At 65.2% G+C, this 25,477-nt stretch carries 22 protein-coding genes and 1 tRNA gene; 7 read left to right on the top strand and 16 right to left on the bottom strand.

The genetic code is table 11. From position 1 onward, the window contains the following. Nucleotides 1–26: 26 nt before the first annotated feature. From ACLFLU_RS21840 to ACLFLU_RS21810, 7 genes are all read right to left on the bottom strand, one after another. A complete protein-coding gene (locus ACLFLU_RS21840) occupies nucleotides 27–563 on the bottom strand; it encodes a TetR/AcrR family transcriptional regulator (RefSeq protein WP_426406940.1) in 537 nt (178 codons plus the stop codon). A gap of 159 nt (nucleotides 564–722) precedes the next feature. Then, nucleotides 723–1,061 carry a lipid-A-disaccharide synthase N-terminal domain-containing protein gene (locus tag ACLFLU_RS21835; protein WP_426406939.1) on the bottom strand — a complete coding sequence of 113 codons (339 nt, stop codon included), beginning with the start codon at nucleotides 1,059–1,061 and terminating at the stop codon, nucleotides 723–725. Next, nucleotides 1,058–1,792 (bottom strand): glycosyltransferase family 2 protein, encoded by a 735-nt coding sequence (locus ACLFLU_RS21830; RefSeq protein ID WP_426406938.1) that lies wholly within the window; start codon nucleotides 1,790–1,792, stop codon nucleotides 1,058–1,060. Before ACLFLU_RS21830 ends, ACLFLU_RS21835 begins: the two co-directional genes overlap by 4 nt. Nucleotides 1,793–1,858: 66 nt before the next feature. Further along, nucleotides 1,859–2,704 (bottom strand): phosphatase PAP2 family protein, encoded by an 846-nt coding sequence (locus ACLFLU_RS21825; protein WP_426406937.1) that lies wholly within the window; start codon nucleotides 2,702–2,704, stop codon nucleotides 1,859–1,861. A gap of 1 nt (nucleotide 2,705) precedes the next feature. Next, the gene (locus ACLFLU_RS21820) at nucleotides 2,706–4,448 is read right to left on the bottom strand and encodes an ArnT family glycosyltransferase (RefSeq protein ID WP_426406936.1); all 1,743 of its coding nucleotides are present in this window, start codon (nucleotides 4,446–4,448) and stop codon (nucleotides 2,706–2,708) included. A gap of 50 nt (nucleotides 4,449–4,498) precedes the next feature. Further along, nucleotides 4,499–6,607 carry a penicillin-binding protein 1C gene (gene pbpC, locus ACLFLU_RS21815; protein ID WP_426406935.1) on the bottom strand — a complete coding sequence of 703 codons (2,109 nt, stop codon included), beginning with the start codon at nucleotides 6,605–6,607 and terminating at the stop codon, nucleotides 4,499–4,501. A gap of 95 nt (nucleotides 6,608–6,702) precedes the next feature. Further along, entirely contained in the window at nucleotides 6,703–11,907 is a 5,205-nt protein-coding gene (locus ACLFLU_RS21810) for an alpha-2-macroglobulin family protein (protein WP_426406934.1), read from the bottom strand. Between the two features lie 402 nt (nucleotides 11,908–12,309). On the opposite strand from ACLFLU_RS21810, the gene ACLFLU_RS21805 reads away from it, so the two are divergent. Together ACLFLU_RS21805 and ACLFLU_RS21800 are read left to right on the top strand one after the other, a co-directional pair. Further along, nucleotides 12,310–12,386 (top strand) — tRNA-Arg (locus tag ACLFLU_RS21805). A gap of 197 nt (nucleotides 12,387–12,583) precedes the next feature. Continuing rightward, the gene (locus ACLFLU_RS21800; RefSeq protein WP_426406933.1) at nucleotides 12,584–12,793 is read left to right on the top strand and encodes a hypothetical protein; all 210 of its coding nucleotides are present in this window, start codon (nucleotides 12,584–12,586) and stop codon (nucleotides 12,791–12,793) included. A 107-nt stretch (nucleotides 12,794–12,900) separates the two neighbouring features. Here the strand turns inward: ACLFLU_RS21800 and ACLFLU_RS21795 are convergent, their stop codons facing one another. Beyond that, nucleotides 12,901–13,044, bottom strand: coding sequence for a hypothetical protein (locus tag ACLFLU_RS21795; RefSeq protein ID WP_426406932.1), 144 nt, complete (start codon nucleotides 13,042–13,044; stop codon nucleotides 12,901–12,903). A 498-nt stretch (nucleotides 13,045–13,542) separates the two neighbouring features. On the opposite strand from ACLFLU_RS21795, the gene ACLFLU_RS21790 reads away from it, so the two are divergent. Continuing rightward, nucleotides 13,543–13,704, top strand: coding sequence for a hypothetical protein (locus ACLFLU_RS21790; RefSeq protein WP_426406931.1), 162 nt, complete (start codon nucleotides 13,543–13,545; stop codon nucleotides 13,702–13,704). 146 nt (nucleotides 13,705–13,850) lie between these two features. Here the strand turns inward: ACLFLU_RS21790 and ACLFLU_RS21785 are convergent, their stop codons facing one another. The 3 genes from ACLFLU_RS21785 to ACLFLU_RS21775 form a co-directional block, all read right to left on the bottom strand. Further along, nucleotides 13,851–14,636 (bottom strand): hypothetical protein, encoded by a 786-nt coding sequence (locus tag ACLFLU_RS21785; protein WP_426406930.1) that lies wholly within the window; start codon nucleotides 14,634–14,636, stop codon nucleotides 13,851–13,853. A 185-nt stretch (nucleotides 14,637–14,821) separates the two neighbouring features. Beyond that, nucleotides 14,822–15,058 (bottom strand): hypothetical protein, encoded by a 237-nt coding sequence (locus ACLFLU_RS21780; RefSeq protein WP_426406929.1) that lies wholly within the window; start codon nucleotides 15,056–15,058, stop codon nucleotides 14,822–14,824. 75 nt (nucleotides 15,059–15,133) lie between these two features. Then, nucleotides 15,134–15,376 carry a hypothetical protein gene (locus tag ACLFLU_RS21775; protein WP_426406928.1) on the bottom strand — a complete coding sequence of 81 codons (243 nt, stop codon included), beginning with the start codon at nucleotides 15,374–15,376 and terminating at the stop codon, nucleotides 15,134–15,136. Between the two features lie 257 nt (nucleotides 15,377–15,633). Between ACLFLU_RS21775 and ACLFLU_RS21770 the strand changes: the two genes are divergently transcribed. Next, complete coding sequence (locus ACLFLU_RS21770; RefSeq protein ID WP_426414043.1) at nucleotides 15,634–15,981, top strand: DUF6481 family protein; 348 nt, start codon at nucleotides 15,634–15,636, stop codon at nucleotides 15,979–15,981. A 160-nt stretch (nucleotides 15,982–16,141) separates the two neighbouring features. On the opposite strand, the gene ACLFLU_RS21765 is transcribed toward ACLFLU_RS21770, so the two are convergent. Continuing rightward, entirely contained in the window at nucleotides 16,142–16,381 is a 240-nt protein-coding gene (locus tag ACLFLU_RS21765) for a pentapeptide MXKDX repeat protein (RefSeq protein WP_148753916.1), read from the bottom strand. Nucleotides 16,382–16,718: 337 nt separating this feature from the next. Here ACLFLU_RS21765 and dctP point away from each other — a divergent pair, with 337 nt between their 5' ends. From dctP to ACLFLU_RS21750, 3 genes are read left to right on the top strand one after another with little or no spacing between them, the layout of a single operon-like run. Further along, entirely contained in the window at nucleotides 16,719–17,741 is a 1,023-nt protein-coding gene (gene dctP / locus ACLFLU_RS21760; RefSeq protein ID WP_426406927.1) for a TRAP transporter substrate-binding protein DctP, read from the top strand. Further along, entirely contained in the window at nucleotides 17,738–18,292 is a 555-nt protein-coding gene (locus tag ACLFLU_RS21755; RefSeq protein WP_426406926.1) for a TRAP transporter small permease, read from the top strand. Before dctP ends, ACLFLU_RS21755 begins: the two co-directional genes overlap by 4 nt. After that, the gene (locus ACLFLU_RS21750; protein WP_426406925.1) at nucleotides 18,289–19,647 is read left to right on the top strand and encodes a TRAP transporter large permease; all 1,359 of its coding nucleotides are present in this window, start codon (nucleotides 18,289–18,291) and stop codon (nucleotides 19,645–19,647) included. Before ACLFLU_RS21755 ends, ACLFLU_RS21750 begins: the two co-directional genes overlap by 4 nt. 27 nt (nucleotides 19,648–19,674) lie before the next feature. Here ACLFLU_RS21750 and ACLFLU_RS21745 read toward each other — a convergent pair whose 3' ends face one another. From ACLFLU_RS21745 to ACLFLU_RS21730, 4 genes are read right to left on the bottom strand one after another with little or no spacing between them, the layout of a single operon-like run. Then, complete coding sequence (locus ACLFLU_RS21745) at nucleotides 19,675–20,586, bottom strand: hydroxymethylglutaryl-CoA lyase (RefSeq protein WP_426406924.1); 912 nt, start codon at nucleotides 20,584–20,586, stop codon at nucleotides 19,675–19,677. 1 nt (nucleotide 20,587) lies between these two features. Then, nucleotides 20,588–22,591, bottom strand: a complete 2,004-nt coding sequence (locus tag ACLFLU_RS21740) for an acetyl/propionyl/methylcrotonyl-CoA carboxylase subunit alpha (RefSeq protein WP_426406923.1) — start codon at nucleotides 22,589–22,591, stop codon at nucleotides 20,588–20,590. A gap of 4 nt (nucleotides 22,592–22,595) precedes the next feature. After that, nucleotides 22,596–24,200 carry a carboxyl transferase domain-containing protein gene (locus ACLFLU_RS21735; protein WP_426406922.1) on the bottom strand — a complete coding sequence of 535 codons (1,605 nt, stop codon included), beginning with the start codon at nucleotides 24,198–24,200 and terminating at the stop codon, nucleotides 22,596–22,598. A gap of 39 nt (nucleotides 24,201–24,239) precedes the next feature. Continuing rightward, nucleotides 24,240–25,367, bottom strand: a complete 1,128-nt coding sequence (locus ACLFLU_RS21730; RefSeq protein ID WP_426414042.1) for an isovaleryl-CoA dehydrogenase — start codon at nucleotides 25,365–25,367, stop codon at nucleotides 24,240–24,242. Nucleotides 25,368–25,477 lie beyond the last annotated feature (110 nt).

Below are 25,477 nucleotides of genomic sequence, written 5' to 3'. Positions count from 1 at the left end.
ATGAGCGGAAGCGTCCATGGGATTGCTTACCTGATGAAACGATCGAGCAGCGCGTCCGCGGTGGCTTGCGACGTAGCCCGTGCCGGCGCCGCCTTGCCGGTCACGCGCAGCCCCTCGACGAAACAGACCAGAATTCGCGCGGCACTCACGGGCTCGACGCCATCGGCCAGTTGGCCCGCCGCCTTGGCGCGGGAGAGTGCGTCCGCCACCCTACCCTCCATCGCCTTAAAGAAGCCCGCGACGCGACGGCCAACCTCGGCATCCTGGCCCGCCAGTTCCATGGCCGTGGCCACCAGCAGGCAGCCGCGCCGGCCATTACTGCCGCTGGTGCGCTCGACATAGCCTGCAAGGTAGGTCTTGAGACCGTCAATCGGATCCTTGCGCGGATCGAATTCGACCTCCATCCGCGCCAGGGCATCCGCGATGTAGCGATCGAGCGCCCTCAGGAAGAGCGAATGCTTGTCGCCAAAGGCGGCGTACAAGCTGCCGCGCGAAAGCTTCGTTGCCCGCAGCAAGTCCGGCAACGCCGTGCCGTGATAGCCACGCGACCAGAACACATCCATGGCGCGCTCGACCGCAGCTTCGACGTCGAAACCGCGGGGCCGCCCACGCGGCAACTGCACGGGAGATTGGTGGCGCATACCGATATATGAACCAATCGGTCTTGAAATAGCAAGCGCCGATTTGGGTCGGTTTCGAACAGCTTTTGGGAGGTTCCCGGATCAGCGGCCCAGCGTCTTCGACGTCCGGCCGCGGTTCTTGATGATTAGCATGATGTTGCGGACATAGATGATCGTCGCCAGCGCCTGTCCCAGAATGATCACGGGTTCGCGCTTCACCACGCCGTAGACCAGCGTCATCAACCCGCCGCCCATCGAGCAGAACCAGAACGCCATCGGCACCACGCTGTTGCCGGCGCGTTCGCTCGCGATCCACTGCACCAGGAAGCGCGCAGTGAAGAACAGTTGCGCAACCAGGCCGAAGGCAAGCCAGAAATCGAACTTGGCGACGAAGACGTCGTAGAGATAGTTGCTCAGTGCCTGGCCGTATTGGATGATCATGCCGTCACCTCAGTCACTTCTGGCGTCGGCTTCTTGCGGCGGATCAGCCACCACACGCCGGCGAGATCCATGATCCCGATCCATAGCCGGTCGAAGAAGCCGTAATTGGACACGCCGGAATGGCGCGGCCGGTCGATCACGTCGACATAGGCGATGTCAAAACCTTCGCGGCGAACCAGCGCCGGCAGGAAACGATGCAGCCCGTCGAAATAGGGCATGGTCAGGAAGACCTCGCGCCGGAATGCCTTCAGCCCACAGCCGGTGTCGCGCGTGCCGTCCTGCAGGATCGCGTTGCGGATCTTGTTGGCCACCCGCGACTGGAATTTCTTGAAGCCGGTGTCCTTGCGTCCGACGCGCTGTCCCGCGGCAAGCCCGACATTGGCGCCCTTCTCGACCGCCCCGATTAGGTCCGGCAGAAAGGCCGGATTGTTCTGGCCGTCGCCATCGAGCGTCGCCACGATCGGGCCGCGGGCCGCACGCACGCCGCTGCGCACCGCCGCCGACTGGCCGCCCGATTTGGTATGACGCAGCTGCCGCAGATTGTCCCGCTGCGCCATGATCGCGGCGAGCCGCTCGCCGGTCGCATCGGTCGAGCCGTCATTGACATAGATGATCTCATAGGCCCAGCGGCCATCGAGCGCGGCCGTGATCTCCTCGATCAAAGGCGCAATGTTGTCGGCTTCGTTGCGCACGGGGACGACGATGGAAACCGAAGGCTGGGACGACGACAAATCGAAGCTCGTGGTTGGAATTGGCCTGCGACCTCGGGAACCGGCAGCCCCGGGAAGCAGCCGCTTTTATGGGGCAGATGCCCCGCGGGCAACCCTTTTGAGGCGCCCTGGAAGCGGTCCCGGAAGCGGCACGATGGTGCCGTCGGCCCGGATGGCAAAAGCGAGCCGGCGCGCCGCAAACCAGTAGCGGACGGCCATAGCGCCGACCACGCCGACCAGCGCACCGGCCGTGACGTCACTCGGGTGATGCGCCAGCAGCACCAGGCGCGTCAGCACGATCACGATTGCGTATGTGAACATGAACAAGCGCAGGCGCGGCCAGAGCGCCGAAACCGCAAACGCCAATGCAAACACCGTCACCGCATGCCCCGACGGCAGGCTGGCATATGCCCCCGTGCCCTCGAACGGAATGAAGTTGAACGGATCGGCCTTGCCGCCGACGAATGGACGCCCGCGGCCGATGAGATATTTCAGGATATCGGTGGCGAACATCGACAGGGCAACGGACAGAAACAGATATTGCAGCCTTGTGCCGAAGCCGAGCAGCAGCGCGCGGCGTGTGCCGTGCATCGCGGCCGCAACAAGCGCTACGACAATGAGCGCGACACCCAGCAACGAGAGCACATTCTCGTCCTTGCCGAAATCGGTGAGGATGCGGATCGGCCAGAGCGCCGGCGTACCGCGCGCCGGCATCAGCTGGATCTCGGTCCGATCGAACGCGACCATCAGCACGATAACCAAAGCGGCACCCACCGCACTGAGCCACAGCGAATGCCGCGCCAGTTTTCGCGCAGCCGCGTCGCGGCGCGAATGCGAGGGCGCGCGCGTGAGCTGCGCCAGCGCGCGTCCCGCGACTCCGAGCAGTTGCACGGGGTAGCTTGCGCGCGGTGCGATGGTGATTGAGCCCGACATCCTATTCGGTGCCCTCGGAGCGGAAGATCGAGATCGAGATCGCGCGCCCTTGCGAGAAATTATAGCCGTCGATGCGCGCCCCAACCTTGTAGCGCAGCCCGATTGCTTCGGCACGCAGCACGAAGCTGCGCTCCGAGCGCTGCTCGATCAGCGCAAACCGGCAGCTTCCCTGCCTGAGGAAATCGGCGGCTCCCGATCCGTCGGTCAGCAGCGTCTGGGTGCCCGTCAGGAAGACGAGGCTCGGCTCGTGATAGCCGGCCGACGCTGCCTTCGGCCCGACGCAGGTCACGTTGCGCAGCGCACGCGCGACCTCGATGCTCGGAAACAGCGGCGTCAGCGACGGCAGCACGATGCCGTAGACCACGACCGCCAGCATCAGCGCCGCGACCAGCGCGTTGAGCACCGAGCGCTCGGCGCGGTTGTTGTCATAGAGCCACCAGGCGAACAGGCCGAAGATCAGCGAGGCCGCGATGAACGGCCAGGCCACGAAGGCCGGCTGCCGCGTCAGCATGACGGCGCCGACCACCGCAATGATCGAGCCGCCCGCGGGGATCGCGAACCACCAGGCCGAGCCGCGCGCCAGCCAGGAGCGCGACAGTACGTTCCGCTCCAGTGCGCCGGCGGTAAGGATCGCAATCGCGGGATAGAGCGGCAGCACGTAATGCGGCAGCTTGGTCAGCACCGCCTCGAACACGATCCAGGATGGAATCAGCCAGGCCAGCAGGAACTGCGCGCCGGGCTCGCGCCGTGCCCGCCACACCGCGGGGGCTGCCATCGCCGCGAGCGGCGCGCCCGGCCAGAAGGTGATCCAGAACAGCGCCAGGTAAAGGCCGGGCGGCGCGCCATGGGACTCCTGCGCGCCGATCTTGCTCAGCATGTCGCCGCCGACAGAGTCTGCGAAGAAGGCATCGCCCGCGCGCCAGAAGATCGCGACGAACCAGGGCAGCACCAGCACCAGCATCCACATCAGGCCCCAGACCGGGCGCAGCTTCCACAGCCACGAGGAATCGCGGTCCTGGATCGCGAGCGCAACGATCGTCAGGCCTGCGAACATCAGGATCAACGGGCCCTTGATCAGGATGCCGACGGCAAGTGCAGTCCAGAAGATCGCCGGCCAGCTCCAGGGCGGATGGGTTTCGTCCTCGGCACGCTGCCAGGACAGATAGGCGCGCGCCATCGCCCCCATCGCGGCGACCACGCAAAACAGCAGCATCGCGTCGGTCTTGGCGAGCCGCGCCTCGACGCCGAGCAGCACGGAGGAGCACATCAGAAGCCCGGCAAGCACCGCGGCGCGCCGCGTGACGAAGCCAAGCGCCGCCCAATAGGTCATCAGCACGGCGCCGATCGCCCCCAGCAGCGACGGCAGCCGGTAGACCCAGATCCGGAGTTCGGCCTTTGGCAGCTTCAGCGCAGTGGCGACTTCGACAGCTGCGGATTGCAACCAGTAGATGCCGACAGGTTTCTTGTAGCGCACGTCCTCCTGGAAGCGGATGTCGACATAGTCGCCGCTCTCGACCATCTGCTTGGTGGCCTGCGCAAAGCGCGCCTCGTCGCGATCGATCGGCGGAATGGTGAAGAAGCCGGGCAGGAACAGCAGCAGCGCGCACAGCGCGAGGAAGGCCACAGCGCGGGCGTGGCTGGCGGTGACAAAGTCGAGCATCAGCACGAGCCGACTGCCCGGATTCACGGGCGTTTTCGGCTCTCGGGGCGCTCCAAAACGGGGAGTCGGATAGGTCTCGGCCATTGGTTCCGCTTACGCTGAAACCGCCATCGCCACAACCGCTTAAGGCAAGGTCATTGAATTCGAATGACAACTGTGTCCGCGGCGCCAGTGGCGTCGATCACGGTCAGCCGTGCAAAGCCCGGGCCGGGCGGATCGATCAGGCGCTGGCGCCGCCCGTCGATCTCGCCGAGCGCGGTACCGTTGACCATGACAGTCATCGGCAACACCCCGCCGGCGACCTTCACGGGCATGGCGGCGGCCTCTGCCCCGCCCGAGCGATCCACGTCGATCCGGGAGCCGTTGAGCGGGAACTGGATGTGGAGCGCCTGCTCGCCCCCGGTCCGGACCAGTTCCCCGACCGGGCGGAACCGCTTCAGCGGCAACGGCAACTTCGCGTTGCTGGCGACCAGGGTTCCCCTGGGCGGCTTCGGCAGCGGAACCAACGTCTTGCCGGTCCGCGCGAAGGCATCGAACAGGATGGGCGCGGCCGCGACGCGGCCGATCAGGCCGGGAACCGGCGCGCCATCGGGTCGGCCGACCCAGACGCCGATGGTCATCCGGCCGTCGAACCCGACCGACCAGGCGTCGCGATAGCCGTAGGACGTGCCGGTCTTGAAGGCGATACGGTTGTGGGCGGCGTTCTCCGGCGGTGGGGTTCCCAGGAGCACGTTGCCGACTTGCCAGGCCGCGACCTGATCCAGCAGCCGCAGCGGCTCGCGGTTATCCGTGACCGCCATGACCTCGCGCAGCGGCTTGGTGGTGCCGAGCCGGGCGAAGCCTGCATAGAGTTGCACGAGATCCTGCAGCGTTATGCCGACGCCGCCGAGGCCCATCGCAAGCCCGGGTGCTTCGTCCTTGGGCAGAACGAGGTTGCCGCCGGCCTGGCGCAACCGCGAGGCCAGCCGGCTCGAGCCGACGCGATCGAGCAATACGATCGCTGGCACGTTCAGCGAGAGCTGGAGCGCCTTCTTCACCGGCACCGTGCCCTGGAACGTCATGTCGAAATTTTCCGGCGCGTAGGAGCCGAAGCGGACCGGGCGGTCGTCGATCAGACTGTCGGGATGAACAAAACCGTCCTCAAAGGCGAGGCCGTAGATGAACGGCTTCAGCGTCGAGCCCGGCGAGCGAATGGCGCGGGTCATGTCGACCTGCCCTGCCCGGCTATCGTCGAAATAATCGGCCGAGCCGACACGCGCGAGCACATCGCCGCTGTCATTGTCGACCACGATGATGCCGACCGAGATGTTCGGCCCCAGCGCAATCGCGCGGTCACGCGCCAAGGGCTCCAGCACCTTTTGGAGATTGGAATCCAGCGTCAGCTTGATGACCGGTCCGTCCTTGACCGTCGCAAGCGCGCTGTCGGAGGCGTGCGGCGCCAGCATCGGCATCGGCTTGCGCAGCTTTGGCACCGGCACGGCCTTGGCCTGCCTGGCGTCGTCGGTGCTGACCACATGCTCCTCGACCATGCGGTCGAGCACGCGGTCGCGGGCGATACGTGCCGCGTCGGGATAGCGGTCGAGCCTCCGCGTCTCCGGCGATTGCGGCAGCGCGACCAAAAGCGCTGCTTCCGCCAGCGACAGCCGCTTCGGCTCCTTGCCGAGATAGGCGATCGAGGCGGCACGGATGCCTTCGAGATTGCCACCATAGGGCGCGAGCGCGAGGTAGAGGTTGAGGATCTCGTCCTTGCTCAGCCTCCGCTCCAGCTCGATCGCGCGCACGATCTGGTGCAGCTTTGCGTAGAGCGAGCGCTGCCGCCGCGGCTCCATCAGGCGGGCGAGCTGCATCGAGATGGTTGAGCCGCCGGACACGATGTGGCCACGCGTCGAGAGCTGCAACGCGGCGCGGCCCAGCGCCAGCGGATCGATGCCGTCATGGGCATAGAAGCGCTGGTCCTCATAGGCGAACAGCAGCTTCAGGTAGGTCGGATCGACGTTCGCTCTTGTTTCGACCGGCAAACGCCAACGTCCGTCCGTCATCGCATAAGCGCGCAGCAGTTTTCCGTTGCGGTCGACGACGGTGGTGGAGACACGCCGCGCTTCGTCGAGCGGGAGAGGACCGAGGGAGTAGACCCAGCCGACGGATGCACAGATCGCGAGGATGAATGCGAAGGCGACCGCTGAAAAGGCATGACGCCCCCTGCCCCATACTCCGTCATGGCCCGGCTTGTCCCGGCCATCCACGTTCTTCGCCCCGGCGCCAAAGTTCGTGGATGCCCGGGACAAGCCCGGGCATGACGACGGAGTTTGCGGAGGCGCCGCGTTGCTCATCCCATCACTCACTTCGCCGCCCGCACCTCGACCGTGCCCGTGCCGGTGCGGCCGTAGCGCGAGGGGTTGTACATGTCCTCGACATAGGCCTGCGGCAGCACGTATTTGCCGGGCGAGACCACGCGCACGACATAGGCGACGGTGAAGACCGCCTTGGAGTCCGAGGCACGATCCACGGCCGCTGTGAAGCGGTCGTCACGGAACTCGGTGTCTTCAGGCTCCTGGCCGTCCTCGATCCAATCGAGCGTGCCGCTGTCGCCCGACGACACCAGCTTTGGATTGTCGATCTCCAGGCCCGCCGGCAGATAGTCGGACACCATGATGTGGCCGTACTCGGGCTTCGCCTCGGTGATCTTCAACACCACGGCGAAGCGATCGTTCTGCTTGACCTTGCTGATATCGGCGGGCTTGCCGTCGAGCGTGAAGTAATTGCGCTCGATCTTGAAGCCGTTGGACGCCGCCGGCTCCGGCGTGACCGGCGAGCCTGACACCGAGATCACCGCCTGCACCGGCGCATCGCCGGTGTTGGTGATCTTCAGCGGCTTGCCGCTCAGCGTGTCCGCCTTGTAACTGCGGTAGAGCGCGGTCTTGACCGGCTGGCTGTCGACCTCGATCGAGAGGTTTTCCTTGGCCAGTGCCCGGGCCGCCAGCACCAGCCACGCATTCTCCTGCGTGGAGGTGTAGGGCGTGAGCCCGCGCGCGGTCTCGACCCGCATCACGGCTTGCGTCAGCGTCGCCTTCGGCGCGTTGCCTTCGCTGGCGAGCGAGACGAGTGCAGCAGCATCGCGGAGCTGCGAGCCATAGTCGGTGCGGCCGAATTCCAGCACCGGCTTTGGCGCAAAGCTGTCGAGGGCGGCGCCATAGACCCGCTCTGCACGGTTGCGATCGCCGACCAGAGCCAACGCCGCCGCAAGCTGAGACTTCGCAATCGGGGTTGCAAGGTTGTTCAGCTTGGTGTCGGCGAGATAACGGAGATCGCCGATCGGCGCCGCGCCATTGCGGGCGAGCACGTAGAGGCCGTAAGCGAGATCTCGCCCGCCATCCTTCTCCGGCTCATTGCCGTTGACGACCGAGTTGCGGATACGATCCAGCGCGTTCTTGAACAGCACGTCCGGCACCACAAAGCCCTTTTCGCGGGCGCGGGTAAGGAAGTCTGTCACATAGGCATCGAGCCAGGCATCGTCGCCGCCCGCCGACCACAAGCCGAACGAGCCGTTGGATCCTTGACGAGCCAAGAGCCGCTCGATGGCGTCGCGGATGCGCTGGTCGACCTCGGTGTCCATCGCAAGATGCGCGCCGGCCGCGAGATCGTTGACGTAGAGCAGCGGCATGGCGCGGCTCGTGATCTGCTCCGAGCAGCCATAGGGATAGCGGTCGAGCGCCTTGAGGATCGTTGCCGCATCAAGCGCCGTCGACAGGCTCGCCGAGACCGAGACGCTGCCGGTGCCCGGCACGAGGTCGGAGAACATGTCCGAGGTCAGCGTCAGGCTCTCGCCCTTCGCCAGCGTCCGGATCGAACGCCGCGCCAGCACCTGGGTTGCCGCCTTGACGTCGAGCGCATAGTGGCGCGCGAGCGCTAGGCCGTTCGGCCCCTTGATGTCGACATCGAGCGTTGCCTGCCCCGCGGCCGTCGCGTCGAGCGCAAGCGAGAACGAATTGCGCTGCTTGGCGGCGAGGTTGACGGTGGTGGCGGGATTGCCGGTCATCTTGACCGGACCGCCCGTCTTCACGTTGATGCCGTAGTCGCCGGCCTGGCCCTCGACATTGTCGATCTCGAGATTGACGGTGCCGTGGTCACCATTGAGCAGGAAGCGCGGCAAGGTCGTGGTCAGTACTACGGGATCGCGGATAACGACGTCGGTGTTGGCCCGTCCAAGCTTCGTCGCAGTCCACGCCACCGCCATCACGCGCGCAGTGCCGGCAAACTCCGGAATATCGAAGCTCACCTCCGCGCTGCCGTCGGCGCCGACGGTGACGATTCCCGAATAGAGCGCGAGCGGCTTCTGCGCGGGCGGCGAGCCCTGCAGCTCGGCCGCGCCGGCGTCGCCGCCGGATTTGATTTGGCCGCGCGTACCAGACATGCCGTCGATCAGCTGCCCATAGAGATCGCGGATCTCCGCGCTCAGGCGGCGCTGGCCGAGATAATAATCATCCGGCGCCGGCGGCTTGTAATTGGTGAGGTTGAGGATGCCGACATCGACCGCAGCGATGACGATTTTGGCGTCCTCGCCCGGATTGAGCCCCTCGAGCTTGACCGGGACCTTCAGCACTGCATTCGGCCGGATCAGATCCGGCGGAGAAAGCTTCACGGCAAGCGTGCGGGCCTGCTTGTCGATGCCGAACCATTTCAGGCCAATTGCCCGGCCCGGCATGCGCTGGGCGGCCGCATCGAGCGGACGGCGCAGCGTCGCCACCACATAGGCGCCGGTGCCCCAGTCCTTTCCGACCGGAAGCTTCACCTGCGCGGTGCCTTCCTTGACGTCGATGGTCTGCGTCGTCAGCAGGCGGTCACCGAGCACGTTGACGGTGAGCTTGCCGGTGGAGCGGACATTGACCGAGACGGTCATGGTATCGCCGGAGGTGTATTGCGGCTTGTCGATAGAGGTCTCCAGCAGGTCCGGCGTATCTGCGCTGCCATCGGAATACCAGCCGACATCGAACCGCACCGAGGTCACCGGGCCGTCGGCGTCGTTCGACTTCACGTCGAGCCGGTAGCGGCCGGGCTGTGGCGCCAACGAGATACGCGTTGGCTTGTCGGCGGCAATGGTGACGTCACCGTCAGAAACGCGCGAGGTCGACTTGACCGGCTCGTACTCCCAGTAGTTGTTCTGGCGATACCATTGGTAGCGCGACTCCATCTTCAACAGCTCGTAGCGCAGGCCGTCGCGGGGAAGCGTCTTGCCCTCGGGCGAGACGAACACGATGTCGAACTCGGCCTTGTCGCCTTCCGCGACGTTCTTGTCGCCGAATAGCGGCTTGATGCCGATCAGCGCGGTCGCCGGCGCGACCGGCAGCACGAGCTTGCGCTCGACGGCGCGGCCGCCGGTCTCGACCATGCGGACGAAGATCTGCGCTTCTTGCGGACGGGTCGAGGCCGGTTGCTTCTCCAGCGTCACCGGGAAGGTCGCAACGCCGTTGGCGTCGGCCTCCGGCAAGTTCTCCAGCGGCACGCGCTCGTTCGAGGTGGTCTGCTCGTCATCGACGCCGAACTGGTAGCCGGCAAAGCCCGGGCGCTCTGAAGCCGGCGCAATGAGCATGTCGCCTTCGAGCTGAAGGCCCGACGCCGGCGCGCCATAGAGGAAATGACCGTCCGCCTTAAGCTCCACTGGAGCGTTAGCTTTGATCAGCTTGTCCTTGGCGGACAAGTCGAATTCGATCCGGTCGGGGACGTAATCCTCGACCATGAAGGTGGTCTCGCCGACCGACGATCCCTTCGGATCGGTGAAGGCGCGCACCCGCCAGGTGCCGGTTGGAACGGCCGAGTTCAGCGGCACGGATAGTGCGCGGCCGCCGGCGCCCTGGTCGGACAGCACGGCGCGGCGGTATTCGACACCATCGGGGCGCTCGACGACCAGGGTCAACGGTCCGCCATTGACAGCATTGCCCTGCCCATCGCGCAGCAGCGCGGTCAGATAGACCGTCTCGCTGGAGCGATAGACGCCGCGCTCGGCATAGACAAAGGCGTCGGCGCCTGATGGCACCGCGCGACCCGCGACGCCGCGGTCGGACAAATCAAAGGCCGACGTCTTCAGGCTGAGGAAAGCGTAGTCGGCCTTCTCGCCGGTGACGGTCAGCATCGCCGGCGACAGGCCGCCCTCGCCGCGCGCGAGCCCGGCCTCGAACAGCACGTGGCCGGCCTCGTCGGTCTTGCGGGTCGCCAATATCTCGTTGTTGCGCGCGACCAGCCGCACCTCGGCTTTGCCGACCGGGTCGGTCGAGGCCAGCGAGTTGACGAAGACATGGATGCCGTCATTGCCGGAATAGGCGGTGACGCCGAGATCGGAGACGATGAACCACTGGGTTGCTAGCTGGGAGTCGTCGTCGCTGCCCGGGCCCTTGGCGGCGGCCGTCATCACATAGACGCCGGGCTGGAGCTCGCCCAGCGCCTGGTCGACCGGAAATGCGGTGATGACATCCTGGTTCAGCGTCATGGCGGTGGCGAGCTCGCCGGACCAGACCTTCACACCGCGCTGGTCGCCGAGATCGCTGAGCTGGTATTTCGACAGCGTCTTCTGGAAGTCGCTGTCGACCACCGTGTTGATCAGATTGCGATCGCCGATCCGGAACACGTCGACGGTAACTGCCGGCGTGTTGACGCTGACCACGGGAATACCGCGCTGGCCGGTCCGCGGCAGCACATAGGCACGGCTGGTGAAGCGCACGAACGGCTTGCGGTCGCGCACATAGATGTTGAACTCGGCCGATTTCGGCAGGCCTTCCTTCACGGTCGACGGCAGGCCGGCACGCAGATTGATGTTGTAGCGCTCGCCGTGCTTCAGCCCGTCGACGCAGAGCTGCTTGCCCTCGGCCGACAGTGCCGGCTTGTCCTGGCCGGCAAGGGCAAGGAACGGCGCGAAGTCGGTGCGCTTGGCGAGCTCTTCCGAGAACTGGAAGCAGGCACGCGGGCTCGCCGAATCCGAGTCCACGGTATAGTCGAGCAGCCGGAAGCCGTGCTCGTCGCGCAGCTTCTCGTAGCTGCCGCGGACGTCGGCGACCTCGCGCATATCGAGCGACAGCCGCAGCGCATCCAGCGCCGGCCGCCACAGTTTTCGTTCGGAGAGCGACTTGCCGAGCACGGCGAGCGCATCCGCCTCCTCGCCCGGATTGCCGGCGCGCATGTAGGCGATGTAGGCGGCGGTCGAGGCGCGCTCCAGCAGGAAGGTCTGCTCGCTCGAGCTCTTCGGCGTAATCTGGAAGATGACTTTTGCGAGCCGCAGCCAGTTGCCGGCGTCATCAGGCGTGACGGCGGCGATCTGGCCGAGCACCGAGAGCCCGGTGCGGTAATCGTTGCGCTTGAAGGCGGCATCCGCATCGGTGCGCAAGGTCGCCCCGGTCTTGGCGACCGGCCCCGCCTCGCTCTTGATCTGCGCCTCCAGCTTGATGGCGGAATCGGCGAGATCGTCGCGCTTGAACGTCTTGTCCGCGGCGTGCGCCGCGCTCAAGCCAAGCGCCAGCATGGCGCAGAAAGTGACGGCGCGAACCAGACCAATCATGAAGGGACTCCCGGAAATCGCGGACGAGCGCCGCGGCGGCGATAAAGTGCGCGGAAAGGTGACGGACTGATGGCGATGGAACCAAAGGTGCAAAACGTCGCATTCGCCATGGCAAGGCACGCCCAGAGGAGACCGATCGCGCTATCGCCGCGCACGCCGTCCTGTGGCGCAGCAATATCGGACCAGTCGTCCGGCAGCCGTGTCCCGGAAGCTTCTCAGCGGCCCCGGCGATGTGATCCATCGTCCAGTCCACTGCCGCTCAACCCGGCACCCTGACACTCTACCGTTCCGCTTTGTCGCGGCATCGAGGAAAACGGTTCGGTTCAGGCTTGGCGAAACGCCGGATTTTTCATATTGGCATGATATATGATAGCCAGCCCCCGAACCGGGGTGGCCGAGGACGGTCCCGTAGCTCAACTGGATAGAGCATCAGATTTCTACTCTGAGGGTTGCAGGTTCGATTCCTGCCGGGATCGCCAGCCTCAGTCTTGTCGACGTGCGCCGGCGTTCATCATCAGCGCACCACCCGGCATCCCATCGCAAATCTGTCATTTTTCACGAACGCGTGGGAGCCCTCGCCACGGTCTTTGAACCGTGCGGGTGCGTCCTATCTATGCGCGGCGGGCGACGCGCGCCCGATCAGGGACTGTCGATGCCGCGAGGCGAATTAACGAGAATGGGGATCGCCTGTGCGGTGGCGATCGTCGCGATATCGTTTCTGGCGCTTGACGCGATCGTGGACGTCAACTCCAGCGCGATCGCAAAGCGGATCGAGATGGCGCAGGCGTCCATTGCGGATGCCGCCTTGAGCCAGCATCGGATCGCCTACGCCGTTCAGGCCTGGGCGCGTCGAGGCCACCAGAAGCAGCCGCCGGCGATCGAGTGATTCTGACTTAGGCCTTGAACGGTCCAGCATTCTGTTTGTTCACGATCCGACTCCGCTCCGTTCCCAAAGCACGAATCGCGACCGCAAAATGCAGCACAGCGCATGTCTTAACGGCACGTTTCGCACACACAACCCGACACGCATCGATCGCGGTCGTCGTCGCGCCGATCGCGAGCGAGCTGATGCCAGGCCAGGGCCAGTTCGATCAGTCGCTGCCGGTCGGGGCCTTCGGACGCCACGGCGCGCTTCATCGCCGCCTCGGCCTCATGCTGTGGGTCGTACGTGGTACACATGCGGCCAACTTTAGCCGGCAGATATGGACAAGCGCGTGGCAATTTCGTCCGTATGATTGCGGTGGACGAAAGTCGCACCGGCATGCGCGCTTCCGCACGATATTACCGCGACGAATTTGACGTACGACCGGGCACTGCACGAGCTCGATTTTCGCCGACGACGTCACGTCAGAAGCGCGAAGACCGGCGCGAAATCTGATCGCACCAGTCTCCGCCTTTTCCTAATTTTGCGAAGGCCAACTGAGGCGGCCCGTCGAAGGGTTCACGCCCGGGGCTGGTTGCGATGCACTTTGTCCGCTCTGCAACAGCGTGTTGCCGCAGGGATCGATCGTCGTGTTTCAGGCCTCTTTCTCGGGGATCTGTGAATTGCATCACAGCCGAATGCCGGCGCGTTCGCTAAACAGTGCCTTACGCGCCCCGCAAGAACGCGACACAGGAAGGATGGCTAGTCCCCTCATGACACAAAAGGCCGAAGCTGCAGCACGGGCTCACGCATCACCGCGCAAGACCGACCTGTTCGGTCTCTCCCTTCTCGCCACCATCGTCCTGGTGATGACAGCCTGGATCGGCGGCCTGATCTGGGCCGCGATGGCGTTCCTGACCTGGCTCGTCTCCTGAGCGCAACGCGATCGCTCGCGCTGATCCTTCCGCAAGCAGTCATGGCCCATTGCGCCAGGCTGACCACGTCTCCACACAGGAGCAAATGCAAATTAAGGCGGGCACCCGGGCCCGCCTCATTCATGTTGGATTGCGCTTTGAGCAGTTCAGTAACAGGCGCGCGGATCAGCCTGCACATACTGGCCGCTCGGATAGCGGTAATAGCAATTGCCCTGAGCGAAATAGTAGCCGGGGCGCGAAGCGGCGGTGGCACCGGCGATCGCGCCAGTCGCGCCGCCGATCACGGCGCCTGCGGCCGCACCCGTGGCGTTGCCGGAAATCAGGCCGCCAAGCACGCCGCCGACGATGGCCCCGCCGAGCGCGCTTGCGCCGGGATCTGCGGGCGGCGGTGGAGGCGGCGGCGGTTCATAGGCGACTGGCGGACCAGGCGGTGCATAGGCCACCGGCACGTCGTCGATATAGTCTTCGGAAATGTAGGCGGGCGGGCCGTCCATCCGCTGCGGATAATAGTACCAGACGCCGCCGACATCCCACCACCAGCCGGAGCGGCCGTCGTGGACCTCGTGGCGCCAGCGTCCGCCGTCCCAGGCAAGGTTGCCGCGATAGGCGTGTCCGCCCCAGTCGCGCGCTGGCGCGGGACCGCGTGCCATGTAGCGACCGGGAGGCGGACCACCAGGACCGCGCGGACCAGCACCGGGACCGGGGCCGGCATGAACGGGGCCGCCGGGCTGAGAACCGGGGCGTACGGCCTGCTGCGGCGGAGGACCTTTGCGCATGTTCTGATTGGCCGGAGGTGGGCTACCTGCGCCCTGCCCTGGCGGCTGGCCGGCGCCCTTTGGCAGCGCCGCGTCCTGCGCTTGCGCGGACACCGCCAGCAATGCCATGGCCGAAACCATGGGAATGATGATCTTCATGCGGCTGGACGCACTCATGCGTACTTACCCCTCAACGTTCGCAATTGCCGTAGTCCACGCGCGATAGACGATTCGGATCGCGTTTGGGTGATGCCGGCGGACATGACTGACCTGTCAAACTGACCCGACCAGTCGGCCATGTCCCGTTACAAATGATTAAGATCACGGCAATTTTTCGCCCGGACGCGTCCGGCCAGACCCGCCTAGCGGGCCGGCTCGATCACGTTGCAATTGCTCCGCCCCGACATCAGGCAGTCCTGCATCTTGCTGGCGGCCGTGAGGTCACGGGCGAGCCACAGCCCGACACCGAGGATCACGGCGGCAATGATCAGCCCGGCGATCGCGCCGCGGCGGCTGTCGCCGGATTGGGACCTTGGCGAGGAGTTGGGCTTCTCGGCGGGGTCGGGCTTGGACTCAAACTTGGACTCAGGCTTGGACATGGAGACCTTGTCGCTTGGTGAGGCCCTTTATCACCTCTGCGACGTCCCGTCACATCCCGCTTGGCGCCTCGCCGCTCAGCCCCTGGTAGGCCTCAGCGCCTCCTTGCGCGAGGTCTCGACCGCCGGGACCGCCTGCTGCGCGCGCGGCGCGCAGCTTGTCAGGATGAACGCGGTCTGGGTGCACTCCCATGCTGCCCCCAGAACAGTGCTCTCGATGGGCTGTGGGCGGGCGGCCAGCAACACCGCGCCCGCGACCGCCACTGCTGCGATCGTCACTGCAAGGGCTTTCAGGCTCAGCCGGAAATAGATCATGCCCATGCTCCGTCTCGTATTGGGGCGGACGCTAGGCGCCGCCGCTGGGTGCCCTTTATGAAGGGCATCACAATTCGGCAGTTTTTCCGGACTACGAAGGATCGACTGGGTAAGTGATTTTCGTTGACCTGATCGGCCGCGATTATGGGTGGCGTTGCGGCGCGCGTGCATGTACACGCATCTGCGTCGCGTGGTGCCTGCTATGCCCAGCCGACGTACCAACAGTCACCGATGTAGGATTGAAAGCGAGGAAGGCAAGGCCCGTGAGTGGATTTAGGGAACCCGGGTTTTCAGACCGGCAAAAGGCGGCGCAGGAAGCGCGCAAAAATCTTTTGAACAAATTCAAGTCGCAGCCCGGGCCTGATGATCCCGCTGTCTTGGCGAAGCGTGCCGAGCGCGAGGCACTCGCAGCCAAGCGCGCGGAGGCAAAGGCCACGCGCGAGGCTGAAAAAGCCGAGCAGAAGCGTCGTGAGGAAGAGGCCGCGGCGCTGGAAGCTGCCCGGATCGCCCGCGAAGCGGAAGAAGCGGCAGCAAAGGCAGCCGAACTCGAGGCCGAGCAGAAGGCCAAGCGCGACGCCCGTTACGCTGCCCGCAAGGCCAAGCGAAAGTGACCTTCAACAAAATTTGACCTGAAGCGCACGTGCTTCAGGTCAAATCCGGACGGTACGGACCAGCTGTGTCCGCGCGAACGATGACAGGCCTTCGACCGAAACCGGATGAGCGCGTGCCGGGTTCGCCCCGACGAGGCGCCCGGCACACGATCGCATGAGATCAGTTCTTCTTCATGCCGTCGTCTTTCTTCATGCCATCCTTCGACATCGTGTCCTTCTTCATGCCGTCGTCCTTGGACATGGTGTCTTTCTTCATGCCGTCCTTGGACATCGTGTCCTTTTTCATCATGCCGTCGTCCTTGCCCATCTTGTCCTGGGCGAAAGCGGCCGGAGACAGCGCGAGGCCAAGCGAGAGAGCGGCGGCCGAGACGCCGAGCACGATGCGGGTGCGAATGGTCATGTGAAATATTCCCTTCGAGATGGTGTTTGTCAGCGACTTGTGCCGCTACACAATCTCGACGGATCGACGCGCATGCTTGTTACGCGACGTTGCGATTTTTTCTTATGTCGTCGGGCGGCCCCGCGCGACCATCGCTTGAGGCACAGTGTTAGTGATGGGAACCGCAAGGCCTGGCGTGTGCAGCGCAGCAACGCCAACACTTGCCGCGGCATTCAGTCTCGAACTATCAGATGAGAGAAGTTCGGGTCGAAGACCGGCTAGGATGGGCCTCCGCCGGTCTCATGACCCGCCCAGATCACGTCAAACAAGAACCAAAGAACCGCCAAGGGGATCCTCCATGTTCACGCGTCGTCACCTGCTCGCGACCGCTGTCGCCGCACCCGCCATTCTCCGCTTCGGCATTGGCACCGCACATGCCGCGACCACGCTGAAGATTTCCCACCAATTCCCCGGCGGCACCATCGACAAGGGCGATTTCCGCGATCGGCTCTGCCGCATGTTCGCTGCCGAAGTCAGTAAGCGCAGCAACGGCGACATCGCGGCCGAGATCTATCCGAACTCCTCGCTGATCAAGACCAACGCGCAGTTCTCCGCGATGCGCAAGGGTGCGCTCGACATCTCGCTGTATCCGATGCCCTATGCCGGCGGCGAATTGCCCGAGACCAATATCGGCCTGATGCCGGGCCTCGTCACCACCTACGACCAGGGCATGCGCTGGAAGAAGGAGCCGGTCGGCAAGGCGCTGAGCGATTTCCTCGCCGACAAGGGCATCATTCTCCTGAGCTGGGTATGGCAGGCCGGCGGCGTCGCCAGCCGCTCCAAGCCGATCGTGTCGCCTGAAGACGCCAAGGGCATGAAGGTGCGCGGCGGGTCGCGCGAGATGGACATGGTGCTGCAGACCGCCGGCGCCTCGGTGCTGTCGGTGCCCTCGAACGAAATCTACGCGGCGATGCAGACCGGCGCCTGCGACGCCGGCATCACCTCCTCCACCAGCCTGATCTCGTTCCGTCTCGAGGAGGTCGCGAAGTCGCTGACTTCGGGCGCGGGCGCGTCCTACTGGTTCATGCTCGAGCCGCTGATGATGTCGAAGGCGATCTTCGACAAGCTGCCCAAGAACCAGCAGGACATTCTGGTCGCCGTCGGCGAAGAGCTCGAAGCCTTCGGCCGCAAGGGTGCGCAGGATGACGACGTCGAGGTCGCCAAGGTCTACGAGAAGGCCGGCGCGAAGGTCTCGGCGCTCGATGCCGCAACCGTCGGCAAATGGCGCGACATCGCCCGCGACACCGCGTGGAAGGATTACGGCGCCAAGACCGCGACCGCCGCCAACCTGCTCAAGCTCGCCTCCGACGTCGCTGCATGAGCCACGGTCCGCTTCCGGATCGTGACGACACGGCGAATGCTGCCGCAAGGACCGGCCTTGCGGCGGCGCTCGATCGCGGCCTCACCATCCTCAACCGCCTCATTGTCGTGTTCGCAGCGCTGGCGCTGGTCGCCGCCTGCGCCATCCTGAGCTACAGCGTGCTGAGCCGCACTTTGTTCAAGGCCGCCAATTACTGGCAGGACGAGGCCGCCGTGTTCCTGCTGGTCGGCGCCACCTTCATGACGGCGGCCTATGTGCAGCAGAATCGCGGCCATATCGGCATCGAGGCGTTCGTTGGCCTGCTGTCACCGCTCGCGAACAGGATCCGGCTCTGGATCGTCGACGCCGTGACGTTCCTGTTCTGCGTCTTCTTCACCTGGAAGTCGTGGACGCTGACCCATGAAGCCTATGTCGACGGCCAGGTCTCGAATTCGATGTGGTCGCCGCCGCTCGCCATTCCCTATTCGCTGATGGCGCTTGGCATGAGCCTGCTGTGCGTCCAGATCCTCGTGCAGCTGGCGCTGCCGTTCGCGGGAGCCAAGCGTTCATGAGCGTTTTCAGTATCGGTATCGCTTACGGGGTCGCGACCCTGGTTGCGATGTTTTCAGGCATGCCGATCGCGTTCGCGCTCGGCGCGGTCGCGGTCGTGTTCATGGGCATCTACATGCCCGCGGCATCGCTGGATACGGTGACGCAGAATGTCTACGAGGAGATGGCCTCGATCACGCTGCTGTCGATCCCGCTCTTCATCCTGAAGGGCGCAGCGATCGGCAAATCGCGCGCCGGCCAGGATCTCTATTCGGCGCTGCACGCCTGGCTGCACCGCGTGCCCGGCGGCCTCGGCGTAGCCAACGTCTTCGCCTGCGCACTGTTCGCGGCGATGGCGGGCTCCTCGCCCGCGACCTGTTCGGCGATCGGCTCGGCCGGCATCCCCGAGATGCGCAAGCGCGGCTATTCCGGCGGTTTTGCTGCCGGCATCATCGCCGCCGGCGGCACGCTCGGCATCCTGCTGCCGCCGTCGATCACCATGATCCTGTTCGCCGTTGCGGCCGAGAAATCGCTGGGACGCCTGTTCCTCGCCGGTATCGGACCCGGCCTGCTGCTGGTCTCGCTGTTCGGCGGCTACGCCGTGATCCGCTTCCGCCAGGAATATGCCGCGGCCGAGGCTGCCTACAAGAATGGTGGCCCGGAAGCTGCGATCCTCGCCCGCGACGAATACACGCTGGCCGAGCGCTTCAACGTGCTGCCGCGCGTGCTCCCCTTCGTCCTGCTGCTGACCGGCGTCATGGCCGCGCTCTATGGCGGCTATGCCACGCCGTCGGAGACTGCCGGCCTCGGCGGCCTGCTGGCGCTGGCGCTGATCGCGGCGATCTATGGCGTATGGCGGCCCGAAGATCTCGGACCGATCATGAAGTCGACGATCCGGGAGTCGACCATGCTGATGATGATCATCGGCATGTCGCTGCTCTATTCCTACGTGATGAGCTATCTCCACATCTCGCAATCGGCGGCAGAATCCGTCGTCGCCATGCATCTGCCGCGCTGGGGGCTGCTGTTTGCGATCCTTGTCATGGTGGTCGTGCTCGGCTTCTTCCTGCCGCCGGTCTCGATCATCCTCATGACCGCGCCGATCATCCTGCCGCCACTCCGCGCCGCCAATTTCGACATCATCTGGTTCGGCGTGGTCATGACCATCGTGATGGAGATGGGTCTGATCCATCCACCCGTCGGCCTCAACATCTTCGTCATACGCAACGTCGCGCCGGACATTTCGCTGAGCGAAGTGATCTGGGGCACGCTGCCCTTCGTGCTGCTGATGATGGGCGCCGTGCTGCTGCTCTGCTTGGTGCCGGAGATCTCGACCTGGCTGCCGGACCTGGTGATGGGGCCGGACGGGAGCAGGTGAGGGTCTCTTGCTCGCAATGACGGAGGACTAGGAAGCAGCCCGCTTCTTCTTCGCGTTCAGCGCTGTCGCGACACGGCTCACGGGCGGCTTGCCCAGCACGCCGCTCATCGCGTTCGTCGCCGCGAGCAGCTTCTCCATATCAATGCCAGTCTTCACGCCCATGCCTTCGAGCATGTAGACCACGTCCTCGGTCGCGACATTGCCGGTCGCGCCGGGCGCGTAGGGGCAGCCGCCGAGCCCGCCAGCGGCGGCGTCGATAACGCGGACGCCCTCCTCCAGGCCGGCATAGAGATTGGCCAGCGCCTGGCCGTAGGTGTCGTGGAAATGCATCGCGAGATTGGCAGCGGGAATGTTGGCGGCCGCCGCGCGCAGCATCTCCTTGGCTTTGACAGGCGTGCCGACGCCGATGGTGTCACCGAGCGAGATTTCGTAGCAGCCGAGATCCCACAGCGTCTTGGCGAGATCGGCGACGGCTTTCGGCTTGATCTCGCCGTCGAACGGACAGCCCAGCACGCAGGAGATATAGCCGCGCACCCTGATGCCATCAGCCTTGGCGCGTGCCAGCACCGGCTTGAACCGCTCGATCGACTCCGCGACCGTGCAGTTGATGTTGGCGCGCGAAAAACCTTCGGAGACCGCGGCGAACACGGAGACCACCTTTGCGCCGGCGGCGCGCGCGGCCTCATAGCCCTTCTCGTTCGGCACGAGAACGTGGAATTCGGCGCCGGTCACGTGGGCAACGCCGCGCAGCACGGCATCCGAGCTCGCCATCTGCGGGATCGCCTTGGGCGAGACGAAGGCGCCGACCTCGACCGTATCGAGACCGGAGGCAACCAGTGCCTCAATGAAGGCGATGCGGGCCTCAACGCTGAGGGGCGTCTTCTCGTTCTGGAGGCCGTCGCGCGGCCCCATCTCGATGATGCGGACGGGATCGCTCATGTCACACCTCGGAAGCCTCGACCACGGCGAGCTCGACGCCTTCCTGGACGATGTCGCCGACCTTGCATTTGATGGATTTCAGCACGCCGTCGTAAGGCGCGCGCAGCGTCTGCTCCATCTTCATCACTTCCAGCGTGAGGATCGGCGCGCCCTTCTCCAGCGTTGCGCCCTCCTCGGCCAGCACCGCGACGACCGTGCCCGGCAGCGGTGCCGCGATCTTGTCTTCGCCGACATGCTCCTCGCTCTCGCCGCCGAACGGATCGACCCAGTGCAGGTCGAAGCGGCCGTTGCGCGTACGCAAGTAAAGCTCATGGCCGTCGATCACGGCGGCTATGGAGGATTTGACGCCATCCAACGTCAGATCGAAACCGCCATCCTTCGGCGCAATCGTGAACGCCAGCTCACGTTCGCCGATCAGCAGCGTCGATGGCCCGCTGCCGTAGTTCAGGCTGATCTTCTGCTCCGGCCCGTGGCCGACGCGGAAGGCAAAGCTGCGCTGACGGCGGCCGACCGGCATCCAGCCAAAGCTCTGCCACGGCGAATTCGCATCCATCTGCGCGGCCTGCCGCTCGTCGTTGACGATCGCGGCGACTGCGGCACACAGCTCTAGTTCGCTGGGAGCCGGCGACGTCGAGGTCAGGGCCGTCAGTTCGCGCTCGATGAAGCCGGTGTCGATCGCATTCGCCCGCACTTTTGGGTGCGTGATCAGCGCCGACAGGAACGGGATGTTGGTGACGATGCCGCGGACGTCCGAGTCTTCCAGCCCACGGTTGAGCCGGTCGATCGCCACGTCGCGCGTCGGCGCCCACGCGATCATCTTCGCGAGCATGGCGTCATAGTACGGCGAGACCGTATCGCCCTCGCGATAGCCGGCGTCGATACGTAGGCCGCCGGTCTCCGCGGGCAACCGCCAGGTAGAGATCCTGCCGACCGAAGGCATGAAGTTCTTTGTCGGGTTCTCGGCATAGACACGCGCTTCAACAGCGTGGCCGTTGAGCTTGATCTCGTCCTGCTTCAGCGGCAGCGCCTCGCCGAAGGCGACCCGTAGCTGCCATTCGACAAGATCGATGCCGGTGATCAGCTCGGTCACGGGGTGCTCGACCTGGAGACGCGTGTTCATTTCGATGAAGAACACGTCCTTGCCGTCGGAGACGAATTCGATCGTGCCGGCGCCGACATAGTTCACCGCGCCGGCCGCCTTGCGGGCAGCCGCGCAAACGGTCTCGCGCTGGGCAGGATTAAGCGTCGGCGACGGCGCCTCCTCGATCACCTTCTGGTGCCGGCGTTGCAAGGTGCATTCGCGCTCGAACAGCGACAGAAGATTGCCGTGGCTGTCACCGATGATCTGCACCTCGATATGGCGGGGATTGTCGACATATTTTTCGATCAGCATGCGGTCGTCGCCGAACGCGGCCTTGGCCTCGCGCTTGGCGCTGACGATCGCGGGCGCAAGCTCGGCGGCCGAGCGCACGATGCGCATGCCGCGGCCGCCGCCGCCGGCCGAGGCCTTCACCAGGATCGGGAAGCCGATCTTGTCGGCAGCCTTCGACAACGTCGTGTCGTCCTGGGCTTCGCCGTGATAGCCGGGCACCAGCGGCACGCCGGCCTTCTCCATCAGCGCTTTCGAGCCGGATTTCGAGCCCATCGCCGTCATCATCCCGCTGGTCGGGCCGACAAACACCAGGCCGGCATCGAAACAGGCATGCGCGAATTCAGCATTCTCCGACAGGAAGCCGTAACCGGGATGGACGGCCTCGGCGCCGGTCTTGCGCGCGGCCTCGATCAGCCGCTCGACATTGAGATAGCTGTCGCGGGCACGTGCGGGCCCGAGCAGCACGGCCTCGTCGGCGAGCGCGACATGCATCGCGTCGCGGTCGGCTTCCGAGTAGACGGCGACCGTGCGCAGGCCCATGGCGCGGGCGGTGCGGATGACGCGGCAGGCGATCTCGCCGCGGTTGGCGATCAGGAGCGTGCGAAAACGGCGGTAGAGCTTTGAACGGTCCATCGCATCACATCCTGAACAGGCCGAATTTCGTCGGCTCAATTGGCGCATTCGACGCCGCCGAGAGGCCGAGGCCGAGCACGAGCCGGGTATCGGCCGGGTCGATCACTCCGTCGTCCCACAGCCGCGCGGTCGCGTAATAAGGATGCCCCTGGCTCTCATATTGCGCGCGGATCGGCTCGCGGAACTTGTCTTCGTCTTCCTTGGACCAGCTATCGCCCTTTGCCTCGATATTGTCGCGGCGGACCTGGCTCAAAACCATCGAGGCCTGCTCGCCACCCATCACCGAGATGCGCGCGTTCGGCCACATCCAGAGAAAGCGCGGCGAGTAGGCGCGGCCGCACATGCCGTAATTGCCGGCGCCGTAGGAGCCGCCGATCACGACGGTGAATTTCGGCACCGACGCGGTCGCAACGGCCGTCACCAGCTTGGCGCCGTCGCGTGCGATGCCGCCGGCTTCGTATTTCTTGCCGACCATGAAGCCGGTGATGTTCTGCAGGAACACCAAGGGAATGCCGCGCTGGCAGCACAGCTCGATGAAATGGGCGCCTTTCAGCGAGCTTTCGCTGAACAGGATGCCGTTGTTGGCGATGATGCCAACCGGATAGCCCCAGATGTGAGCGAAGCCGCACACCAGCGTCGTTCCGTACAGCTTCTTGAACTCATCGAATTCGGAGCCATCCACCACGCGCGCGATGATGTCGCGAACGTCGAACGGCTTGCGGCCGTCAACGGGCACCACGCCGTAGATCTCCTCCGCCGCGAACAGCGGATCGCGCGGTGGATGCATGTTGAGGTTCGGCCGTGCAGACGGCTTCAGCGTGCCGACAATGCGCCGGGCGATGCCGATCGCGTGGGCATCGTTCTGGGCGTAGTGATCGGTCACGCCGGACTGCCGCGAATGCACGTCGGCGCCGCCGAGCTCCTCGGCGCTGACGACCTCGCCGGTCGCGGCCTTCACCAGCGGCGGGCCGCCGAGGAAGATGGTGCCCTGGTTGCGCACGATGATGCTCTCGTCCGACATCGCCGGCACATAGGCGCCGCCGGCGGTGCAGGACCCCATCACGATCGCGATCTGCGGAATGCCTTGGGACGACATCTGCGCCTGGTTGTAGAAGATGCGCCCGAAGTGCCGCTCGTCCGGAAAGATCTCGTCCTGGAGCGGCAGGAACGCGCCGCCGGAATCGACCATGTAGACACAGGGCAAATTGTTCTGCCGCGCGATGTCCTGCGCCCGCAGATGCTTCTTCACGGTCATCGGGTAATAGGTGCCGCCCTTGATGGTGGCATCGTTGGCGACGATCACGCATTCGCGGCCCGAGATGCGCCCCACACCGGTGACGATGCTCGCCGAATGCACGTCGCCGCCATAGAGGCCGTGGGCCGCTAGCGGCGACAGCTCCAGGAAAGACGTCCCGGGATCGACCAGCAGATCGACGCGCTCGCGCGCCAGCATCTTGCCGCGCGACGTGTGGCGGTTGCGCGAGGCCTCGCCGCCGCCGCCGGCAACCTGGCTGAGTTTTTCGCGCAAATCGGCGACGAGAGCGCGCATGGCGTCGGAGTTGCGCGCAAAATCGGATGACGATGGATCGATGCTGGAATGGAGCGGCATGGGGGCCCGCGTTTCTGGTGACGTGGTTGCGTGGAGGGTTTAAGCGGTTTCCGCCATCAGCTCGCGGCCGATCAGCATGCGGCGCACTTCGGACGTGCCCGCGCCGATCTCGTAGAGCTTGGCGTCGCGCCAGAGCCGGCCGACCGGAAACTCGGATGTGTAGCCGACGCCGCCCAGCGCTTGGATCGCCTCGCCGGCCATCCAGGTCGCCTTCTCCGCGGAATAGAGGATCGCAGCTGCGGCATCCTTGCGCAGCGTGCGCGCGTGGTTGGCGCGGTCGCAGGCCTTTCCTACGGCGTAGACATAGGCACGCGTCGCCTGCCAGGTCGAATACATGTCGGCGAGCTTGCCCTGCATCAGCTGGAAATCGCCGATCGGCTGGCCGAACTGTTTTCGTTCATGCATGTACGGCACCACCGCGTCCATGCAGGCCGCCATGATCCCGAGCGGGCCGCCGGAGAGCACCGCGCGCTCATAGTCGAGGCCGGACATCAGCACCTTGACGCCCTCGCCCACGCCGGCGAGCACGTTCTCCTCCGGTACCTCGCAATCGTCGAAGAACAGCGGATAAGTGTTGGAGCCGCGCATGCCGAGCTTGTCCAGATGCTGGCCGTGGGTGAAACCCTTGAAGCCTTTCTCGATCAGGAAAGCGGTCATGCCACGCGGGCCGGCCTCCGGATCGGTCTTGGCGTAGACGACCAGCACGTCGGCATCGCCGCCATTGGTGATCCACATCTTTGAGCCGTTGAGCACATAGCGGTCGCCGCGCTTGTCGGCGCGCAGCTTCATCGAGACGACGTCGGAGCCTGCGCCCGGCTCGGACATCGCGAGCGCGCCAACATATTCGCCGGAGATCAGCTTCGGCAGATAGCGCTTCCGTTGTGCGTCATTGCCGTTGCGGCGGATCTGGTTGACGCAGAGGTTGGAATGGGCGCCGTAGGACAGCCCGATCGCGGCCGAACCGCGCGAAATCTCCTCCATGGCGACGACATGGGCGAGATAACCCATGTTGGAGCCGCCATATTGCTCCGGCGCGGTCATCCCGAGCAGGCCGAGATCGCCAAAACGCTTCCAGAGATCGGCGGGGAACAGATTGGCCTTCTCGACCTCCGCCGCGCGCGGCGCCACCTCCGCCTCGACAAAGGCGCGCACGGTGTCACGCAGCATGCTGATGTCTTCGCCCAGATCGAAGTCGATGCTCGGGATGTTCAAGGCGATTCCTCCAGATTTCTTATCGGCCCCGAACCTACCCCCGCCCGGGCGCCGTGGCGGTCGAA

Source organism: Bradyrhizobium ganzhouense (assembly GCF_049949285.1).
GTDB lineage: Bacteria > Pseudomonadota > Alphaproteobacteria > Rhizobiales > Xanthobacteraceae > Bradyrhizobium > Bradyrhizobium ganzhouense.
The sequence above is the reverse complement of the archived record's forward strand: the minus strand, read 5'-3'. Positions and strand labels throughout refer to the sequence as shown.